A 22,017-nucleotide genomic window follows, 5' to 3' on the forward strand; every position below is an offset into this window, starting at 1 on the left:
ATATTAATCGAAAGTTTCCCAGCCAGGAGCTTGTGTCATCCGTCTATTCCACTGTAGCTCTCTTTCCAGAATAGGCCAGAAGTACATTTTACGTGAGAAGTTGGCTTGTAGATTCTCGACTCTTACACGTTCATAGAATCTTTCTTTAGTAGCTTCTGTCATTAATACATTGCAACCGTAGATCTGCTCCGATTCCTCGATAGCTACATTTTTCCAGCGTCTTAAATCGTGGTAGCGCTGGTTCTCTCCCATAAACTCAACTTGTCGTTCATGCATTAATTTTTTGCGGAATAATGTTTGGTCGTTATATACTTCCTGTTCATAATCTGGCATTCCGGCACGAATACGAACTCTTGAGACTGATTTACTCATTTCTTCCGTATTGCGTGAAACTACCATCGTTTCTCCTTGCCAGTTTGTTACCTCATAACTATTACCTGGAGTAAGTTCATTTAAAGCTTCTGCATACATCAAAAGAATATCGGCATAGCGAATTGCGACATCTACTTTATCATAGATCTTTCCATTATTTGTATTACAATCATTTGGATTGATGAATTTCATCATTCCAATTCCAGTTGGTATCCATTTATCAGATCCGTTTTTGCGTCCTTCTTTGTTGCCTCTGTAATACCATATTTGTTGGTTACGATATTCTGCATCTTTGGCACTGGCAAATGGCCAAAAAGCACCGCTAAATGCTACACTGGCATAAAAGCGCGGTTCTCGGTTGGCATATTCTTTCCATACATTCGGGCGAAGCTGCGGATATTTTCCTGCTTTGTATTCATCTTCGGTAACAAAACGTTTGCTTGCGTCGCAAGTGTCCAAGAAATGTTGCAAATTAAAAGCGTCACCATTTGCCATATCGTAAGCATCACATTGTTTAGCGGTTAAACCATGACGATTCTCTCCTCCTGCAAAGGTCGGCATTTGATTTCTGACGAGATAATTCACTTGATCTGCTAAGGAGTTATTACCACGAGTAAAGATTAATTCTTCATTTTCATTTGCATATAAATCTCCGTTAAAAATCGAACGATATGATTCAAACGGATCGATATTTGCCCACCCATCAGGAAAGTTTTTGGTAGAATATTTTGCGTTGTATGGAGGCTTAACTGTAGCTGGATAAGTATTGTCTCCTTTATCTTGATAGTCTGCGATATGTAACTCATAACGGCCTAAATCAATTACATCTTTTGCTGCTGCAGCGGCTCTTGCCCATTTACTTTCATCATATGTTTGTGACATTAATATACGGCCTTGATCATCAACAAAGTCTGTAAACTTATCGGGATCATTTGGTAATGGATTATTGAGTGGACTCGCAGAGTATAATAAAACTTTTGCACGTACAGCTAGTGCTGCGCCCTTTGTTGCCCGCGCAATATTTTGTCTGTCTCGTCTGTCAGGCAGATCGTTAGCTGCAAGTATCATCTCTTTATCAATGTAGTCTACTACTTCATCATATGTAGCTCTTGGACAGGACATGCCTATATATGTTTCATCAATACTGATTGTTTCATCAGGAATTAAGGGTACTGGACCATATCTTCTAAGTAGTAGCCAATAGAAGTAAGCTCTTAAGAAACGGGCTTGTGCCTTTTTGTCTAAGATCTCTTCTTTTGTCAATTCTTCGTTAATATCTACATTATTGATCATGATGGAAGCTTGGCGTACACCTTCATAACAACGGATATAAGAGTCATTTACCCAACCGTTATCATATTGACCAAATTTAAGAGCGTTGTAATTTACAGCACCATCGCTTTCATTAAAAATAATATCGTCCGAATAATTGGAGAGTGTAAATTTGATAAGTCCGTATTCTATATTCGAACCATTTAAAAGCCCATAGCATTTAGCTAACCATTCTTCAGTAAATTGTTTACTTTTGAAGATTTTTTCTTCACTTTGTCGGTCGTTGAAGAAACGTTCTACACTTAGATAGTCTGAACAGGAAGATAAACTAACTCCTAGTCCAATACTGAACGCAATGGCTAATAATATATGTTTCTTTTTCATGTCTTTGATATTAGATATTGATAGTTAATCCTAAAGTATATGATTTAGACAGTGGATATTTTTGTCCATTACTGCTACCTAATTCAGGATCCCAAAGTTTGAAACTGGAGAAGGTAACTAAATTGGTACCCATAAAATAAATACGGATGTTATTTAAATGCATTTTATTAACAAGACTTTTTGGTATTGTATATCCTATCTCTAAATTTTTCAAACGTAGGTAAGAACCATTACGCAACCAATAAGTGGAGGCGCGATAGTTATTGCTGTTTCCTCCATAGCTCAAACGAGGATATTTAGCATTTGGATCTTCATTTTCACCTAATATCCAACGGTTTGATTTTACTACATCAGTTAGAATGTTTCCCCAGTCTCCATTTTCAAATGGATATACAGTGGGACCATCAATGCAAAAAGTAGACTTTCCAGATCCTTGGAATAAAACATTAATGTCAATACCTTTCCATTGTCCAGAGAGACCGAAACCATAAACTAAGTTTGGACGTGTTGTAGCTCCGATAGGAACTATATCATTATCATTTACATAACCATCACCGTTTACGTCTGCGTATTTGATATCACCTGGCATTACATCTCCCCAAGATTGTTTGGGGCTATTGCGTATATCATCATAATCTTTAAATAGTCCCAATGCGATAAGTCCACGGGTTTGATCAACTCGGAAACCTCTCTGGCTTTTGTATGGGTAGTTGCTATATTCTTCGTCATATTCCAAAATTTCGCTTTTGCTATAGGTGAAGTTGCCACGTAAAGTGAGGTTCACATCTCCGATACGTTGTTTGAATCCGAAATTTCCATCAAATCCTTTGGATAAAACAGAACCAATATTGGTCGATATTCTCATAGCTCCGTTCAGACCAACAGAAATGGGAATGAAATTACGTTGTTGGTAAATACCGTCACGTTGTTCGTGGAAATAGTCAATTGTCCCAGTGAACTTATCGTCCCATAAAGAGAAGTCGATACCAATATCATGTTTAGTTGCTATTTCCCATGTTACGGCTGTAGTAGCGTAATGTGTGTAGCTTAAACCTGTAAATTCATATTTTTGTCCGATGTCCGCATAATTAAATCCCCCACTGGCACCGAAGGTAGATAAATAGGGGAAACGCTGGTCATTGTCTCCTACGACGTCATTGCCGACTTTGCCATATGAATAACGGAGTTTGAACATATTCATCCATTTCAAATGTTTTTTGATGATAGGTTCTTCTGCAATATTCCATGCTGCAGAATAAGCTGGGAAAAAGCCATACTGATGTCCCGGTGCAAAGTTTTCGGAACCGTTATACCCAAAGTTGAAATCGAAGAAATAACGGTATTTCCATCCATAGGTGAAGCGTCCAGCAAGTCCTTGATGGCGTTTATCAATACCTTGCATAATATCATTTCCATTCTGAGAGGTATCTATCGTTTTGTCTTGAGAATATTTAAATACTGCTCCAACAATGTGGTCTCCAAAGGTACGGTCATAATGCAGTTCGGCTTCTAGATATTCCTTACGATTTCCGTTAGAAGATGATTCTTGTGTCATTAGTTGTTCGTCTTTGATTTTTTTCATGACTAAACTTCCGTCAGAAGCACGATTTTGTTCTGCCCTCCACATTTCAGGGAATTTTTTACGGTTTATCCACTGATAGTTGTTTGTGTCAAATCCGTAACGGCCAATAAATTTTAATCCTTTTGTAATAAAGTTGAGGTTTTGTTCTAAAGTAGCATTGGCTTGCAACTTATTGTTCCATGTTTCTTGATAACCGGTTTGTGTAGCGGCTACCCACGGATTGAGTTGATCATTCTCCGAACCGTAGGCAGGAACGTATCCGTTGGAATACATCACAGGAACTGAGATAGGATTGTTGCGCATGGCTGATGCCCAAATGTTTCCTGCCATTCCAGGTTCGTTTTTTTTATCTAGTGAACCTGCGACTCCTACTTTCAATAAGGTGGACTTTGTGATATCCATATCTACGTTGAGACGGTAATTCCAACGTCTGTAATTTGCATTGGTGTTATAGTCTTTTAATCCTTCGTCCACTTTATACATACCTCCTTCGTCTACGTAACTAACAGATACATAATAACGGGCAAGCGAGCCACCACCGTTCAGATTTAAAGTTGCTCGATAAGTTGGTGCCCCTTTTTTTAAGAGTACATCCATCCAATCTACATTGGGGTATAAGTCTTTGTCCAATCCGTTGCGGAGTATGTATAGCTTTTCATCAGAGAAGAATGCTTCCTTATTACGAGTAGTACGTGCTTCATTCATTAAGTTGGCATAGGTATAGCCATCAACAAGTTCGGGGGTATATGTACGTGTGTTGTAAGTAGTTTCGACCTTTGCATCGATTTGAACCTTACCTGATTTACCACGTTTAGTAGTAATCAATACAACCCCATTTGCTCCACGTGAACCGTATATTGCTGTTGCAGAGGCATCTTTTAATACAGTAAATGATTCAATATCTTCAATATTGATCTCATTCATGTCTCTTTCGAATCCATCAATTAATACTAGTGCACCCGAACCTGCACCAAAAGTAGAAATTCCACGAATCCAAAATTCAGATATATTATTGCCTGGCTGTCCAGATGTTTGGCGTGCCATTATACCTGCTACATTACCAGCCAACGCATTTGTAATGCTTGAAGTGGAAGTTCTCAGTGTATTTACATCTACTGTAGTAGCCGCTCCAGTCATTGTAATTTTTTTCTGTGCGCCTGTTCCTGTGATAACAACCTCGTCGATAGCAGTTGCTTTTGCTTCTTGCATAATGACATTGATGCTCTTTTGTTCTTTAACAAGTATTTCTTGTTTATCAAATCCTATAAAAGTGAATACTAACCATTGATAAGGTTCAACCTTTATTTTAAACTTACCGTTTATATCTGTAATAGCACCTAGTCCGGGTATGTCTTTTACGGAAACGTTTACTCCGACAAGTGGCTCTTTATTCTGATCCAGAACAATGCCGCTGATTTCTATTTTTTCTTGTTGTTGTTTTTCTGTATGTGCGTATGTGTTAAGCACACAGCTAATTAGAAAAAACAAACTTAAAATATATTTTTTCATTCGAAATGTGTTTTTATAGTTTATTCTACAGAAATTGTGCGAATTCGATGGTTTTCTCTATCTGCTATATAGAATGTTTGTGTTTCTTCATCATAAGCGATCCCACAAGGACTGTCGAAACGTGCTTCTGTGCGTAGCTCGCCGTCTATGTATCCATTTACTCGTCCATCAGAAGATACACTACCTCTGCCGGCATAAGTCGAGATGATACCGTCAGGAGTTATTTTACGGATGCAATGTCCGTTTCTATCACAAAGATAAAAATCGTAAATATCTGATTTACCAGCTTCTATGTAATCCTTGTTTTTTACAAATGTGCCTTGATAAGGCCATACGAAACGCCCTGATGTACCGGGAGAGTCTACCCAATCACTGGCTCCTTCAGAACCGGCAAACATTGTTGGCTTTTGGAATTCTTTTGTTTCTGGATTGAACATGGATTTATAAAGGCAATTTGCTCCTGTAATATACATATATTTACCTTCAGGGTGTACTGTTAGGTAGGCATGTTCATTCCTGCTTTCATATGTTGGGAATACTTCTTTTGCTACCATTCCTTGTGTTGTCGGGTCAAAAACGGCTTTGTCAATAGTTCCCTGCCAATAAACGGTATAATATAGAGTTTTTGTCAAAGGTTGATAAGCGCAACTATATCCAGTACGATCATAAACATAAGGTCTTGCTCTTCGGAAGTCTTCAGAGCGTAGCAGGTAGGCAATCTCTCTTCGGTCTTTGTTACTTTGTCCGTGGTCGTCTGATACAAATAAAGTGTCCCCAGTCGCATCGAAACACATGTAGTACATACCTCCAAACAATCCTTGCCCTTCAGTCATAAGTGTGGATACTTCTTGAGTTTCCAGATTGATTCTCCGGATAGGTCCTTTAAAACCATTAACGATCAAGCATTTTTGTATTCCGAATGTATCCATTAACAACCATTCTGCATTTCCGAACCTTGCGTTTTCAAAATCTCCATCTACATCAGAAGAATTGCCTTGTTCATCTTCGTTTCCTACTAATGTACCTACTGAAGTTTGAGATACATATTGGAAACGTCTCTTAAATTCATATTCTATGGGTGAAGACGTCCCATCAGCACTTTCGATAGATATTTTTATATTTCCATCAAAAGCTTTTGGGGGTATCATACAATAAATTTCATTATTGTTACAGCCAATTGTAGTGGTAGTTTGCCCTCCTACAGTAATATAAATTTTTGATGGGTCGTTTCCGAAGTTCTCACCGTAGATATGGAGCTGAGTACGGAGACTTCCCTGACTTGGAGAGAAATCTGTAAAAACAACAGGTTTAGACGGATCATATCCGCTAGAACTGATTTTGTCGTCTTGGCAACTACTAATACATGCCATCAGATACAGTAGCAATACCCCGCACCAATGGGGATATTGCTTTTTCATGTGCTCTTTTTTCATAAAACTTTTTTTTTAGGTTTCCAAACAAAGTATAGTGCTTTTTTATAGTCTTATTTCAATGCCTTCCACTAGATTTCCACTGGCTTGACGTATGCCTTGATCTGTTATAATTTTAATCACTGCCATGTCTTTATTCTCAGTGTTGTATTTTCCAGTTTTCTTTGCCAGCTTTACAGTCACTTTATCACCATTTCGCTCTGCGGCAAATTGTTGCAGGCTATAGTCTCCTTTTTTGTAAGACCAACCATCTCCCGCATCCCAATACATACTTCCGGACGCTTTGCCTTGTTCGTCCAGACATACTAGTAATGTCAGAGGGTCTAATGAATTTTCTGTAGTGTTCTGAATTATTTTTCCAGTCGGAATGATAGCTCCCCCACGAATCTTCATTTTTGCCTGATATTTATCATTCTGATCTCCTTCTACAAGTGACAGTTCTTTCCAGATCCCTTTCGGAAGTGCCGGTTGATTAGCAAATGCTGGAATGATAAGTAAATTATCACCGACAAGGAAAGCTTCTTCCTCTGCTCTCAGTGACAAGTCTTTAGGGTCGGAGAAGAAGACAGGACGCATGATAGGCATGCCATTAGTTGAGGCTTCGTGTAAGAGTGTATAAAAGTAGGGTAGTAGTATATATCTACGTTCCAAAGCGATGCGTGAGGCATCTTCTACTTTTTGTCCAAATACCCATGGTTCCTTGTTGTTTGTTCCGGCGCAAGCATGACCACGTGCGAAAGGATAAAAGGCACCGAAACCAATCCAGTTGCCGAATAAGTCAACATCAGCATTGAATAAGAAACCGCCTATATCTGCACCACTAAACGGTTGACCGGATAATCCCAATGTTAATGACATGGGAACTGACATTTTTAGATGATCCCAGCAAGAACCGTTGTCGCCAGTCCATGTAGCGGCATAACGTTGTCCCCCAAGGAAGTTGGAACGTGTCAGAATGAAAGGACGTTTTTCTGGACGAGCATCCAGTATACCTTCCCTGGATGCTTTAACCATCAGGAAGCCATATACATTATGATACTGAAGATGTGTACCTGCCGGAAGCTTTCCTCCTCCACGATGCAGGTTGTCTTCCGGCATTGTTTTGTTGGGCGTATCATTGATCTGGGGTTCGTTAACATCATTCCATACGCCATCTACTCCTTGTGCTAGAAAATCTTTATATAAGTTACTCCACCATTTGTTTACTTTAGGAGAAGTAAAATCAGGGAATGCTGCTGCTCCCGGCCATGCATCACCGTGGAAGTTCTTACCGTCTGCTGTTTTCACCCAAACGTCATTTTCTGTTCCCGATTTATATACGAAATAGTTAGGGTCAACTTTTGCTCCCGGGTCAATCATCCATGCAGAATGGAATCCACGTATGTGCAAATCACGGTTCACCGCTTTAGGATTCGGAAAACTTTTCGGATTAAAGGTAAAGATGCGGTATCCGTCCATATAATCAATGTCCATCCAGATAACATCACATGGTATTCTTTTTAGTCTGAAAGTATCTGCTATTTCAATGACACGGCTGTCGGGAGAATATGAGAACCGGCATTGCTGATAACCTAGTGCCCAGCGAGGAATCATTGGCATTGTGCCGGTCAGTTCGGATAGTCCGCGAATGACTGCTTGTGGAGATTCCCTGTCAATGATGAATACCCGAAAGGGTATTCCTTCACTTTTTAATTCGATTTTTTCGTCTGTACTGCTTAGTTCTGCTTTCCAAGTAGTATCGAATAAAATTCCAAAAGCTGTTCCGTCCTTTCGCACTCCCATCATCCAAGGATGTGATTGATACAGACGAGTACCTTTGTCTACACCATAAGCTCCTGAGTCTGTATTCCATAATTTGATGGTCTTTCCATTTCTCAGAAGTGAACCGGTCACTTCACCACCGCCATAGATGCTTGTACCTTCCGGCACTGTTAATGATGCGTTTGCTTTACCATCCGTGAGTGAGAACTCGGGAACAAGTACCCAGTCGGCAGGAAGTGCTCCTTGTTCGCGTGGTTCTTTTTCTATTGCAAAAGAAGGTATCTTTTGAGCGTCGAAGCCTTCCGGGATGAATTTTGCGATTCCGTCCCCAACCATGACGCTATGTGTAATTTTTACCTTGTGTGTTGAGGCGTTCGCCAATAAAGGTAAGGTTGCGAGCAAGTAAATTGCTACAGTTTTGATACAAGTATATTTCATGTTACTTATTGATTATGCAATCTATAGTGTATATTGAATATTTTTTTGTGCTTTAATATCTCTAGAGGAGAAGCCAAGCATTATATTGTAAATACCCGGATCAGTGACGAACTGAGTTCTGTTGACATCAAAATACATAAATGATTCTTTAGGTAATGTCATCTTGACAGTTGTGGATTCTCCGGCTTTCAGGAATATCTTTTCAAATTTTCTCAGTTCTTTTTGGGGACGTTCTACCGGGCTGTTTTCTGCTTTGCCCACATAGGCTTGTATGACTTGTGCACCATCTCTTTTTCCTGTGTTGGCAAGACGGCAGGTTACTTCTACTGTTCCATCAGCATTTGGCTTTGAGACTACTATATTAGATAGCTTAAAGGTGGTATAAGACAATCCGTAGCCAAAAGGATATTGTACTTCACGTTTCAATTTGTCATAGCCGCGATAGCCGATGAATATTCCTTCCGTATATGCTACATGTTTGTCTTTATCCGGATCATGATAGCTGTTGTAAGCGGGGCTGTCTTCCCATTTCTTTTCAAAAGTCATAGGTAATTTTCCTGATGGGTTAACTTTACCGAATAAAGCTTCGCCGATAGCTGTTCCCGCTTCCTGACCTCCATAAAATCCCCAAATAAGCCCCTTCAAAGACGGTTCCCATTTTTGCATTTCAATATTACCTCCGGCATTTACAATACCGATAACAGGCTTTTTACATCCGGATAAGCTGGCCAGCATTTTTTTATCTACTTCGGGCAGTTCGAATGTGCGGTCGCTTGCTTCTCCTTCTGTATCGGAACTATGACCGAAGCAGGCAATCACTAAATCTGCTTTGTTCAGGTAATCGGCAAACTTATTCTGAGTCTCGTTCTTACGTTTCCATAAAAAGCAGATACCTGCTCCACCACCCTGCTGATAGTATTCTACACGTACATGATATTTTTCACCGGCTTTTAGTGTCTTGGTAACATTGGTCGTTCTGAAACCTCCGGGCGTCCAGTCATCAATAATCGGTTGGTCGTTGATAAACAATTTATAACCATCGTCGCCTCCTAATGTGAACTCATAGTCAGCGGTTTCGTCTACGCACATTGTACTGTACCATTTCACAGAGAAATAATCTTTGGGCATACCTTCCAATTCTGTGCCTGCAGCCCAAGAATAATTGATTTTTTTCTCAGTCTGTTTTACCACAGGGGCTCCTTCGAAGTGAATATTCTTGAAGTATTCGGCATGAAATCCCTTTTCGTTGAGATTGTCGTCTGTATACATGATGGACGGCATAAAGTCGAGTTCATCAATATATTCTACTTTTACATTATTCAGTTTACCTTCTTTTTGGATTCCGTCGAATAAATTGGTATAATGGAAAGGAACTACAGCGCCACTACCACCACCATGTACATATCCATGTGCATTTTTGCCGGTAACGATAATATGTTTGTATTTTTTGGGATTGATAGGAAGAATGTTGTTTTCATTCTTCAAAAGAACAAGTCCCTCTCTGGCAACATTTAATGCTGTTTCTACAGATTGAGGGTCATCCAGAGCGATACTTTTGTCAGCTTCCGTACCATCCTTGAATCCGAAAGCAATGAGTATGCGTAAGATGTGGCGTACTTTTTCGTCAACCATATCCATAGTCACATCTCCTGTTTTAAGATAGTAAGCCATATCTTTAGGATTCATCTTTTCTCCTCCTGCCATTTCCAGATCCAATCCGCTTCTTGCAGCTGGAACACAGTAATGAGTCGATCCCCAGTCAGACATCACTAATCCTTTGAAGCCCCATTGATTTCTGAGTACTTCTTTCAATAGCCACGGGTTTTCAGTGGTGTAGATGCCATTCATTAAGTTATAGCTTGTCATGATGGCTCCTACTTCTGCTTCCTGAATGGCAGCTTTATAAGCAGGGAAGTAAATCTCATTCAAGGTTCTTTCATCAATATCATTACTGATATTATTACGGTCATAGTCGGAGTTGTTGGCAACGAAGTGTTTGACTGTAGCCATGACACCTTGATCTTGTACACCTTTGATGTATCCTACACAGATACGGGATGTTAAATACGGATCTTCACCCATATATTCAAAGTTACGTCCACACATTGGGGCACGGTAGATATTGACCGCTGGACCTAATATGACATTGATGTTTCTTGCTCTGCAATCACGTCCCAAAGCTTTTCCGTATTGATAGGCAAGATTCTCGTTCCAAGTAGCTGCTAGTGTCACTGTAGCTGGGTATGCGGTAGACTTGCCTTTTGTGCCTATCCCTTGCGGTCCATCGGACATTCTCATGCGATGAATACCCAGGCGATCAATGCTTTTAGTGTACATCCAGTCAATGCCACCGATATATCCAAGTTTTTCTTCTACTGTCATTTGGCTCAGTAGCTCTTCAACTTTTAGATCAATCTCTGGTTTATACCATTTTTGAGCAGATGCACAAAAAAGGTTGGAGATTAACAGGAGTAAAAACGTAAGTCTTTTTTGTTTCATATTAATTTTCTTTTGAGTATTGGTTTTTATGTAGCTATTATTTTGTGCTGTGTTGTGACGGAAGACCTTTATATTATATAGCCTTAATTATTTATTGTTTTAAATTTGTACTTATTGTATAGCTGCTAGTCGGCTATACATTTCGACCATGGCAGCTTGCGTTAGCAGCCACTTCTTCTTATTATTATTGTTATTGCCAGTTAGGTCTGTACCGAATAAGCCGTTTTCATCACGAGCATTATCCCAAGCATATGACAGGCATTGATTGAAGGCGTCGATAAAAGTTTTGTTTTGGTCCAACTGGTAAAGTTCAATGAATCCTCTTAACATGACAGCAGTAAACCAGATATTTCCTTGTTTCAACATTTTAAGGCTTTCTCCTGTGTCAGTTGTAAAGTCTGTGAAGAAGTAATTATAGCATTCTTTGGCAATGCTCTGCGCATCTTCCAGGTAATCCGGATTTTTGGTCAGTTGATAGAGTAGGGCAGCCGATTGCATCATTTGTCCGCTGTTGTAGGCAAATTTGGCCTTTCCTATCTTACCGTCAAGACGGATATTGTCAAAATAGAGGTAGTCGGTAGAATCTTGTAGATTCTTTTGTGTCCATTTATATAATTCTTTTCCCCGTTTGAAATAGAGGCTGTCATTGGTTGCTTTAAATAGTTTGAGGGCGAATACAGAACCGGGAGCATTTGAACAAGTGTTTTTGGACTCTTTCTTTTGTTCACACCAATAGATGCCATCTCCTAGCAGACTATCAGTACCGCTTTCTATGAAATTCCATATGAGTTGAGCTTTATCCAAATATTTTTTTTCTTTGGTAATCTGATAGATATCGATGAAGTCAATGCCTACCCAGATATTATCGTCATAAAAGCGGTCGGAGGTCGGAGCTGTTCGGATATACGATGAGTAAGCAACAGGAGTTCTTTCTGTATCGAAGTATTCTTCCAAGCCGGGTAATACCTGTTTTTCTAATAATTGCTGGTATTTCTTGTCGTGGGTGGCTTCTAATAATGCGTTTACTGCGGAAAATGTACCTGAATATGGCCATAAATAGGAGAACTGATTAGGCATGTTTGCTTGGTTTTCCGATGCCAGATAAGTGACTTTATATTGTTCGTTGAAAGGATAGTTTTCACGAAGCAGATGAGAGTTGCTTACAGAATAATTTAGATAAAGTGAATCCAGTGTTTGCCGGGCTCTATCCAGATTTGAATTAGAGTCTGCCTGTTTGGTGGAAACGCAACTTGCCAAAAAGTAGGCACAAACTATGATTAGTAAAAAACGCAGTGCTTTCATTTTATATAATATTCATTATTAACTAAAGATTTTCCTTCCAAAATACAGGTAGCTGAATATGCTACCTGTTTGTGGATTACCTATTTCAAACTACAATCCTTTTTATTTTGCTTTTTACCTTATTCCGTTGTCTGATGCTGCAAAGTTATTGTGGTTAGTATAAGATGATGTACGGACTCATGACATAAATGTCTCTTCTCGATGAAATGTCGCAAAAGTATATATATGTGTCGTAAAAGCGTACTTCTGTTATGTTAATTTTCAGATGATCAGAATGTTTTTTGTGCAGTTCTTGGACGTTTTCCCGATTTTCCATATCTTTCCGTCGATTTTTGTGTCTTGATTTAAAACAAGAGAATGCTATATGAAAAAACACAATGAATGGACGAAGAGAACTACTCTTTTAAGAAGAGTTCTGCTAATACTGGTTTCTTTTCTTTTGATAGGAGTAGACATAAATGCTTCGTATAGTCTCCGGCAATTTTCCAGTAAGAACGGATTATCCAATAGTGCTATTCTTTCGATGTGTCAGGATAGGCATGGCGTGATATGGATCGGTTCATGCGATGGGCTGAATATCTACGACGGCACTTATCTGGGATTGTACAAACCAACCAATGTGCACCATAGTTTCTCTGGTAATCTCATCGAACGGATTATCGAGGCGGACAACGATGTGCTTTGGATACAGACTAATTATGGGCTCGACCGCTTTGATACACGCAGACAGACCATACAAAGCTTCAAAGACTTTAAATACATAAACCGTATGGCGATAAGTCCCGAAGATGATTTCTTTATTATTAAAGATGATGGCTACATTTATTATTATCAGCCGGAGCAGAAGGACTTCTGTAAGCTTGATGTGAAAAAGATACATTTTGAGGAAGTACAGCAAATGGCTATTGATAACTTTGGAGTACTTTGGATATTCTCTTCAGATAATGATAACCGGAGTTATATAATAGAGAAAAACGGAAATCAAGTGAAGTTGGTTCCCAGTAATTGCCTGAATCATTCGGAAAAGTTGTTGTGGACGTTTGTAGATGGCGATTTTCTCTATTTCATAGACAATACTTATGCACTTTATGAATACGATCTGAATAATCATAAAGCGTATTTTATAGCAGATATGGAGGAAGAGATACTTCGTCGGGGTGAGGTTTCTTCCATTATAAAACAGAAAACTGATTATTTTATCGGCTTTAAGAGTAGTGGATTAGTCCAATTAAAGTATATGCCGGATTCAAAGGTAAAATATAGCCTCCAGTCCATAAATGTTCAGTCCGGTATCTTTTGTCTTATGAAAGACCGGTTTCAGGATATAATTTGGGTGGGCGCTGACGGTCAAGGGCTTTATATGTATTTTACAGATGAGTTTTCTATTGACAACATCATGTTGGATGTACCGGAGTATCGGGTAGATAATCCGGTTCGTGCTCTATATCAGGATCAGGATCAGACATTGTGGATAGGTACGAAGGGAGGGGGAATATTAAAGATGTTTGATTTCCATCCTGATATGGAAACTTTGCCTCGGGCAGAAAGGATCCTGGCAAGTAATAGTCCGTTGATGGACAACTCGGTGTATAGTTTTGCTCCCAGCCGGAGGAAACTCTTATGGATTGGAACGGAGAGCGGACTTAATTACTACTCCTATTCACAAAAGCGGATACAGGAATTTCCGGTCATGGCAGATGGCAAGATGGTGAAGTATGTACATTCTGTCCGTGAGACAAATGATAGTACGTTGTGGGTGGTTTCTGCCGGTGAAGGTATTGTGAAAATCATTCTGGATGCTACTTCACTTTTACCTAAAGTGAAGTCTGCCCGTCGCTTTACACTGGATGGCGGAAAGAGAAACTCCAATTATTTCTTTGTCTCTTTTCAGGAGAATGATTCGGTTATTTGGTTTGGTAACCGTGGATATGGAGCGTATAAAATGAATACGCATACCAATCAACTAACTCCCTGCCGCATTGACGATGTAGTGAAGAATCAGACTGTAAATGATATTTTTGCCATTCATAAGAATGACGAAGGATACTGGTTTGGTACGAGTTTCGGATTGACCCGGCTTTATCAGGGCGAATATAGGGTATATAACGAGACTGACGGCTTTCCCAACAATACGATTCACGGCATATTGGAAGGAAGGGACAATAACTTGTGGCTTAGCACCAATCAAGGGTTGGTGAGGTTTAATGTCCGCGAAAACACAGTTCAGACGTATCGGCAGCAGGGCGACCTGGAAGTGATTGAGTTTAGTGACGGTGCTTTCTTCAAGGATCAGCAGACGGGGACATTATTTTTTGGTGGTACGAACGGATTCATTACGATTAGCGAGAATGATCAACTTTCGGAAGAATACATGCCTCCTTTGCATTTCAACCGCCTCTCTATTTTTGGTAAAGAGTGCAATATTTATGATTTTCTGCAAGGTGCTACGAAGCAAGAAACTTTGGTGCTGGACTATAGTCAGAACTTCTTTAACCTTTCATTTATTGCTGTCGATTACATTAACGGGAACAATTATACTTACTCTTATAAGATAGACGGTTTGAGCGATAGTTGGATTGAGAACGGATTGTCTACGGTGGCGGTTTTCTCTAATCTATCTCCTGGAGAATACACCTTGCTAGTGAAGTACCGAAGTAATATAACAGGGAAAGAGAGTGAACCTTATTCATTATTGATCCGTATCACTCCTCCCTGGTATATGACTACTTGTGCTTATATTGTCTATTTCTTATTATTAGCCGGGGTAATTGCAGGAGCTATCCGGATGGTGATAAAACGTTATCGCAGAAAGCGGAATGTTATGATCGAGGAAATGAACCGCCAGCAGCGCGAAGAACTGTATGAATCGAAATTGCGTTTCTTTACTAACATTACCCATGAATTTTGTACTCCGTTGACATTGATCAACGGTCCGTGTGAAAAAATCCTTTCCTATAGCCGGGTAGACAGTTATGTCCGGAAGTATGCTTCCATGATTCAGCAGAATGCGTTGAAACTGAATGCGCTGATATTGGAACTGATTGAGTTCCGCCGACTGGAGACGGGGAACAAGATTTTGAAGATAAAACATGTTCCTGTCACAGAACAGATACGGACTATTGCCGAATCATTCGGAGAGCTGGCGGAAAGCCGGAAACTGAACTATCGATTGCAGATAGAAGATGGAGTTTTTTGGAATACGGATGTCAGCTGTCTGAGTAAAATTGTAAATAACCTGATTTCTAACGCTTTCAAATATACTCCGGAGAATGGTTCCATTACGGTAGAGCTGCGTATTGAAGGAGAACAACTTTGCATTCGGGTATCTAATACGGGAAAAGGAATCAAGGAGGCTGATCTCACGAAAATATTCGACCGTTATAAGATTCTGGATAATTTCGAAGTGCAGAACAAGAATGGGATTTCTCCGCGAAATGGATTGGGACTGGCCATTTGTCACAGTATGGTAAATCTGTTGAATGGACAGATTCAGGTATCCAGTATTCCTAATGAGGTGACTACTTTTGATGTATGGCTGCCTGTTATGGAGGTTACGGTGGATAATGAAGATGAAAAAGTAGCTGAAGAATTGGTTTTGCCATCAGATGAGCAAGCAGTCGAACTCAAGAATTCGTCGGTTGAATTTGATAAGAACAAGCAGACGATTATGATTATTGACGATGACCCTTCTATGTTATGGTTTGTTACGGAGATATTTGTCGGGGCATACAATGTTGTCTCTTTAGGCAGCGCAGAGGAAGCCTTGAAGCAGTTGGGCATCCAGTTACCGGATTTGATTATTTCGGATGTAATGATGCCCGGTATGGATGGAATGTCGTTTGCCAAAAAGATAAAGTCGGATAAACTGTTGAGCCGTATCCCGTTAATACTGCTTTCGGCACTGAATAACATCGACGAGCAGACGAAAGGAATTGAATCCGGTGCGGAAGCATATATCACGAAACCTTTCAATGTGGAATATCTGGAGAAAGTCGTGAGAAGGCTGTTACAGCGTGAAGAGGACCTGAAAGAGTATTATAGCTCTGTTCTAAGTGCTTTTGAACTGGATGATGGTCATTTTCTGCATAAAGAGGATAAATCCTTCTTCGAGAAGATGATGCAGATTATTGATAGTCATATACAGAATACGGATTTATCAGTGGAATTGTTGAGTAGTTCATTAGGATACAGTACCCGGCAGTTCTATCGGAAGCTGAAAAATGTCACGGAGAAGACTCCTGCCGATATCATTAGAGAGTATCGCCTGACGATTGTAGAACGCTTGTTGCTGACAACGCAACTTTCCATTGAAGAGATTATGGATAAAACCGGATTCTCGAACAGGGGGACTTTCTATAAAGCATTTGCCCAGAAGTTCGAGATGACGCCCAAGCAGTACAGGAATATCAAGACGAAGGATGTTCATGATGCTTCTGAGGAAGGAGGAGGAACTATGAACGTATAAAACTCCTGAAGACTTGACAAACAGCTTTTAATGTTGTATATTTGTATCCTTACAATAAATGAATTAAAACTTAGACCAATGAGAATATCTTACCTTATACTGCATTTGTTGTGCTGATATAGTATAATATGACAACATTTTATCCGATAATGCCTTGCTTCGGAAGGCTTTTCGGTAGCTTGTATATAAGAAACAGGCTGCAAACTTTTGAGAGGTTTGCAGCCTGTTTTGCCTGTTACTTCTTTTTCGGCTTTCTGCGTGCCCATCCTTCCTCGCTGAAGTCAGGCTCTTTATCTTTAAAGAACTGTTGCCAGTCGTCTGTCTTTTTAGGACCACGTGCTCCGTAACCCCGTTCTTCGCGGCTGGGCTTGTCGCTTCTTTTTTTCTTGTCGGTCTTGTCACTGCCTTTAGTCGCTCTGTCAGCTCGCGGTGCTCTGTCCGATCTTTCGGAACGTGAGTTGCGGCTACTGTCACCACGCTTTTCGGAGGAACTTCCGAAAGGACGTTTTCCTCCTCTGCGTTCGGCAGAACCACTGCCTCTCCGGCCTTCTCCTGCTTCCTCACCGGCAACTTCTACAGATACTTTGCGGCCGTTCCAGTTAGCGCGGTTCAACGCCTTCACTACGTTTTGTGCTTCTTTCTCTTCTACTTCGAAAAAGGAGAAATTTTTCATCAAGTCAATGCGTCCCAACTCGATTCGTCCACGTGTATTGCTGTTCAGCAAGCTGATCAGTTCGCTTGGGAAGAAACTGTCCATTTTTCCCAGATTGATGAATAAGCGGGTGAAACCCGGCGCTGCCTTGCGGCTGCCTCTTTCACGGCTGTCACGTGTGTTACGTTCGCGGCTGTCGGTCGGAGTCTCGATCTCTTCACGGTCGCGGTAGTAGTCCAGAAAACGATTGAACTCATGCGATACCATGCGTTTGATCAGATCCTCTTTGCTCAGCCATTCCAGCTTACGATAAATCTCCGGCATGAAGTCCGTGATTTCTTCTTCGTTTACCTTCACCTTTTCCAGTTCATCAATCACTTTGATAAGCTGTTTTTCGCAGATCTGCTTGCCTGTCGGCATTTCTCCGGCAATAAACTTCTTGCCGATGATGCGCTCTATCTCACGCAGCTTTCCTTTTTCGCGCAGGTTGATGATAGCGATGGAAGTACCTGTCTTTCCGGCACGTCCGGTACGTCCGCTACGATGTGTGTAGCTTTCCGTATCATCGGGCAGGCCGTAGTTGATCACGTGTGTCAGGTCGTCTACGTCCAGTCCGCGTGCGGCAACGTCCGTAGCAACCAGTAATTGCAGGTTGCGGATGCGGAATTTCTGCATCACGGCATCGCGCTGAGCCTGTGACAGTTCTCCGTGCAGTGAATCTGCGTTATAGCCTTCCTGCATCAATTTATCGGCTATTTCCTGCGTTTCTTTACGGGTACGGCAGAAAATGATACCATATATTTGCGGGTAATAGTCAACAATGCGTTTCAGGGCTGCATATTTGTCTTTGGCTTGTACGGTATAAGCTACGTGTTTCACGTTGCTTGTACTTTCGTTCTTGCGTCCGATGGTAATCTCCTTGGCATTCTGCAAGTAGTTCTTGGAGATGCGGGCGATTTCGGGGCTCATGGTTGCCGAGAAGAGCAAGGTGTTCCGTTCTTTGGGGACATCGGCAAGGATAGCGTTGATGCTGTCGGTGAATCCCATATTCAGCATTTCGTCCGCTTCGTCCATCACTATGTTGTGAACGGTCGATAAAGATACGGTTTTGCGCTCCATCAGGTCGAGCAGTCGTCCCGGTGTGGCCACGATGATATGTACGCCGCGTTTTAGGCTGCGTATCTGGCTGTCGATGGAAGAACCGCCGTAAACTGGCAGTACTTTCAGTCCGTCAATGTATTTTGAGTAATCGTTCAGATCGCCCGCTATCTGGAGGCATAGCTCACGGGTGGGGCAAAGTATTAGTGACTGGGGAACCCTGTTCTTTACGTCAATCTGTTGGAGCAGAGGCAGGCCGAATGCGGCTGTTTTACCTGTTCCAGTTTGTGCAAGAGCTACTACATCGTTATTTTCTCCTAAAAGGTACGGAATCACTTCCTCTTGTACCGGCATGGGATTCTCATATCCCATCTCTTCAATTGCTTTACGTATCTCCGGAGAAACGCCAAGCTCTTCAAATGTCTTCATTAAATCTCTGTATATCTTTTATTTCGGGCGCAAAGATAGAGAAAAATAATGAATAATGAATAATGGATAATGGATAATTATTGCTGCCTGCATAGCATTCTCCATTTTCCATTAACCATTATCTATTAATAAAATGCTGCGCAACCGTTCGATTTCTTCTGCCGAGAGTCCTATTCCTTTTTTCAGATATGCCTGTACGCTGCCGTATTCCGCATCAATCTGTTCTTTGGCTGCATTCAGGAAGTCTTCCTTGGCAGAGTAAATTGTAGTGATGGCTTCTTGCGAGTTGATAGGGAGTTTATATGCGTATCTGGAGGCTTTGGGGATGTTGAAATAGTCATTACTCAGGCGATAGTCTTTCATGATGGCTTCTTCATTGACTCCCAAAGCGGCAAGTACCAGTGCTGAAACAATGCCCGTACGTCCTTTGCCTGAAGTACAGTGGATGACGACGGGATAATTGTTGCGGTCGAGTAGGAGTGTGAACAGTTCTTTGTATTCCTTGCGGTAGTTGGTGACCAGTTGACGGTTCATCCGCTCTACTAAACGATAGATCGTATCCGTTTCTATTTTCTTATCACGTATGTCTTGCAGGATGTGTTCCATGTTTCCTGTTGCAATGGGGAGGTGCAGGACGTTAAAGTCTTCATCATGAAACTGTGGATAGTTATGGCGTTCTTCTTCCGAACGCAAATCGATGATAGTCCTTATGCCCATGTTTTTCAATTCCCGGCGGGAGCAGAATGGAATGCTGTCAATCTGTGCAGAACGGTACAGCATTCCCCAGCGGGTATCTTTGCCTGTTTCTGCAGACTTGTATCCTCCCAGGTCACGGAAGTTCTGAATGCCGGGAATATTGACGTTACGGGCAGCTACCCTCACCCGGTATCTGTTGTTGAATACCATCAGGTAGTAATAGCGCTGAGACGGATCATTGGTCACGATGGTCTTTTTCCCTTTTTCAATGTTGATGGTGGCTACGGGATTTTCTTCGGGAATGAAGTCGGGAGAAGTGGAAGCATATACTTTTACCTGTCCTTTCAGTATAGGTGCTGTTTCCCATTTGATAATGGCGTTTCCCACATTGTTCTCTTCACACACTACGGATATAGTGGGCGAAGTGCCGGAACATGACGGAAGTACCAGTAGGATGGTCAGCCAGTTTAACAGGTTTCTGTACATAGTTTCTTTGTCTGATGAATCATGTACTGCAAAGATAGGAATTACCGTTAGATGTGGTAATTCCTTTGCGATTATTAGCCAAAGTTAATAGTAATTTAGGGGATGGTTGTATCTGTAATTACTTCGATGCGTACTGTCCGGCGAACTCCACCGATACCGAATTACTGAAGCTGTGGCATACTTCGGCGGCAAAGTCTTTCCCGCACTGAACTACTTTGTCCCAGACTTCTTCATTCAGATTATTCAAGTCACGGTATCGTACATCATATTTAAGCAATCCGTAGATCAATCCCGCATTGAAATTATCTCCGGCACCGATGGTGCTGACTGCTTCCAGCGGTTCTATCGGATATTCTTTGCTGACCAGATTGGTACGAAGTGATACTTTGTCCCCACCGGCCGTGCATATAAACCGCGGGCAGTAGAATTTAATCTTGTCTTTATATATCTTGTCCACATCTTGCAAGCCATACATATAGAAGAAATCTTCCAGCGATCCCCGTACAATATCGGCGTACTCCAGATTCTCGATAATCGTAGGAGCCAGTTTCATTGCTTCGTTCTTATGTGAAGAGCGGAAGTTCGGGTCGTAGTAGATGATTGCTTTCTTCTCGCGTGCCTGGTCCAGCAGTTCCAGAATCTTCTCCCTGAGTACCGGGTTCAGCGCATAGTAAGAGCCTACCATGACGATATCGTCTTCCTCTAACTTAGGATAAAGCACATCCAGACGTTGCTTGGGATAATCCTTATAGAAGATATATTCAGCATCGCTCTGTTCATTGAGGAATGCCAGTGATACAGGTGATTTACCATCCGGGAAGACATTTACGTGATCCGTCGGAATATTATTTTCACGCATGAATTGCAGAATGATATTTCCTACCCGGTCATTACCTGTTTCACTGATAAAACCTACCTTGATCCCCATTCGTCCGAGGGATACGATGCCGTTGAATACAGAGCCTCCCGGTACGGCTGCGGAAGGCTGGTTTCCCCGAAAGATGATATCGAGGATTGTTTCTCCGATACCGATTACTTTTCGCATAGCGATCTTGATTTTTCGCCCAAATAACCACCGTGGTGGCGTTTTGAGTATTCTTCGATGGTGAATCCTGTCTTCTTCATTGTCTGTACTACCAGTATGTCACCGATGACGGTCATGGCGGTAGTCGATGTAGTAGGAGTCATGCCTAACGTACAAACTTCGGCGGGTTTACCGGTGCTCAGACAGACGTTTGATTCGTTGGCCAGCGGGCTGTCGGGATTTCCGGTGATAACGATAAACTTCAGTTCCGGGTCCAGATTATGTGCCAGTCGGGTCAGTTCCACGATTTCGCGTGTTTTGCCGGAGTTGGAGATAAGCAGGAGCAAATCGTTTTTTTGTAAGATGCCGAGGTCGCCGTGCTGCGCTTCGCTGGGGTGCAGGAAGACCGATGGAATGCCGGTGGAGCAGAAGGTGGTGGCGATGTTCATGGCAATCTGTCCGGCTTTTCCCATGCCGGAAGTTACTAATTTCCCTTTTTTCTGATGTATCTGTTCTACAATCAGTTGTACCGCTTTCTCGTAAGCGTCTGTTACAGGGATATTGAGCACTGCTTGTGCCTCTTGTTGCAAGAGTTGTTTGATGGAGTCTATCATATAA

General features: G+C 41.4%; 11 protein-coding genes. 1 reads left to right on the forward strand and 10 read right to left on the reverse strand.

Annotated elements, in window-relative coordinates; translation table 11 throughout:
- Nucleotides 1-3 precede the first annotated feature (3 nt).
- The 6 genes from ACHLI0_RS14040 to ACHLI0_RS14065 all read right to left on the reverse strand — a co-directional run bounded on the left by ACHLI0_RS14040 (nucleotide 4) and on the right by ACHLI0_RS14065 (nucleotide 12,549).
- Complete coding sequence (locus tag ACHLI0_RS14040) at nucleotides 4-2,028, reverse strand: RagB/SusD family nutrient uptake outer membrane protein (protein WP_008767513.1); 2,025 nt, start codon at nucleotides 2,026-2,028, stop codon at nucleotides 4-6.
- 10 nt (nucleotides 2,029-2,038) lie between these two features.
- Entirely contained in the window at nucleotides 2,039-5,119 is a 3,081-nt protein-coding gene (locus ACHLI0_RS14045; protein ID WP_490749411.1) for a SusC/RagA family TonB-linked outer membrane protein, read from the reverse strand.
- Between the two features lie 20 nt (nucleotides 5,120-5,139).
- Complete coding sequence (locus ACHLI0_RS14050; protein WP_490749412.1) at nucleotides 5,140-6,552, reverse strand: IPT/TIG domain-containing protein; 1,413 nt, start codon at nucleotides 6,550-6,552, stop codon at nucleotides 5,140-5,142.
- Between the two features lie 42 nt (nucleotides 6,553-6,594).
- Entirely contained in the window at nucleotides 6,595-8,748 is a 2,154-nt protein-coding gene (locus ACHLI0_RS14055; RefSeq protein WP_490749413.1) for a TIM-barrel domain-containing protein, read from the reverse strand.
- Between the two features lie 21 nt (nucleotides 8,749-8,769).
- A complete protein-coding gene (locus tag ACHLI0_RS14060; protein WP_490749414.1) occupies nucleotides 8,770-11,247 on the reverse strand; it encodes a glycoside hydrolase family 3 C-terminal domain-containing protein in 2,478 nt (825 codons plus the stop codon).
- Between the two features lie 111 nt (nucleotides 11,248-11,358).
- Entirely contained in the window at nucleotides 11,359-12,549 is a 1,191-nt protein-coding gene (locus ACHLI0_RS14065) for a glycoside hydrolase family 76 protein (protein WP_117981506.1), read from the reverse strand.
- 364 nt (nucleotides 12,550-12,913) lie between these two features.
- Here ACHLI0_RS14065 and ACHLI0_RS14070 point away from each other — a divergent pair, with 364 nt between their 5' ends.
- The gene (locus tag ACHLI0_RS14070) at nucleotides 12,914-17,014 is read left to right on the forward strand and encodes a hybrid sensor histidine kinase/response regulator transcription factor (RefSeq protein ID WP_490749415.1); all 4,101 of its coding nucleotides are present in this window, start codon (nucleotides 12,914-12,916) and stop codon (nucleotides 17,012-17,014) included.
- A gap of 235 nt (nucleotides 17,015-17,249) precedes the next feature.
- Here ACHLI0_RS14070 and ACHLI0_RS14075 read toward each other — a convergent pair whose 3' ends face one another.
- The 4 genes from ACHLI0_RS14075 to ACHLI0_RS14090 all read right to left on the reverse strand — a co-directional run bounded on the left by ACHLI0_RS14075 (nucleotide 17,250) and on the right by ACHLI0_RS14090 (nucleotide 22,013).
- A complete protein-coding gene (locus ACHLI0_RS14075; RefSeq protein ID WP_008762906.1) occupies nucleotides 17,250-19,193 on the reverse strand; it encodes a DEAD/DEAH box helicase in 1,944 nt (647 codons plus the stop codon).
- Between the two features lie 111 nt (nucleotides 19,194-19,304).
- Nucleotides 19,305-20,375: a tyrosine-protein phosphatase gene (locus ACHLI0_RS14080; protein WP_055219252.1), complete on the reverse strand. Its 1,071-nt coding sequence runs from the start codon at nucleotides 20,373-20,375 to the stop codon at nucleotides 19,305-19,307.
- 118 nt (nucleotides 20,376-20,493) lie between these two features.
- Complete coding sequence (locus ACHLI0_RS14085; RefSeq protein ID WP_490749416.1) at nucleotides 20,494-21,420, reverse strand: carbohydrate kinase family protein; 927 nt, start codon at nucleotides 21,418-21,420, stop codon at nucleotides 20,494-20,496.
- Entirely contained in the window at nucleotides 21,408-22,013 is a 606-nt protein-coding gene (locus ACHLI0_RS14090; protein WP_008762908.1) for an SIS domain-containing protein, read from the reverse strand. The genes ACHLI0_RS14085 and ACHLI0_RS14090 overlap by 13 nt, the downstream gene beginning before the upstream one ends.
- Nucleotides 22,014-22,017: the final 4 nt, after the last annotated feature.

It is taken from the genome of Bacteroides sp. RCH18 (assembly GCF_058231005.1).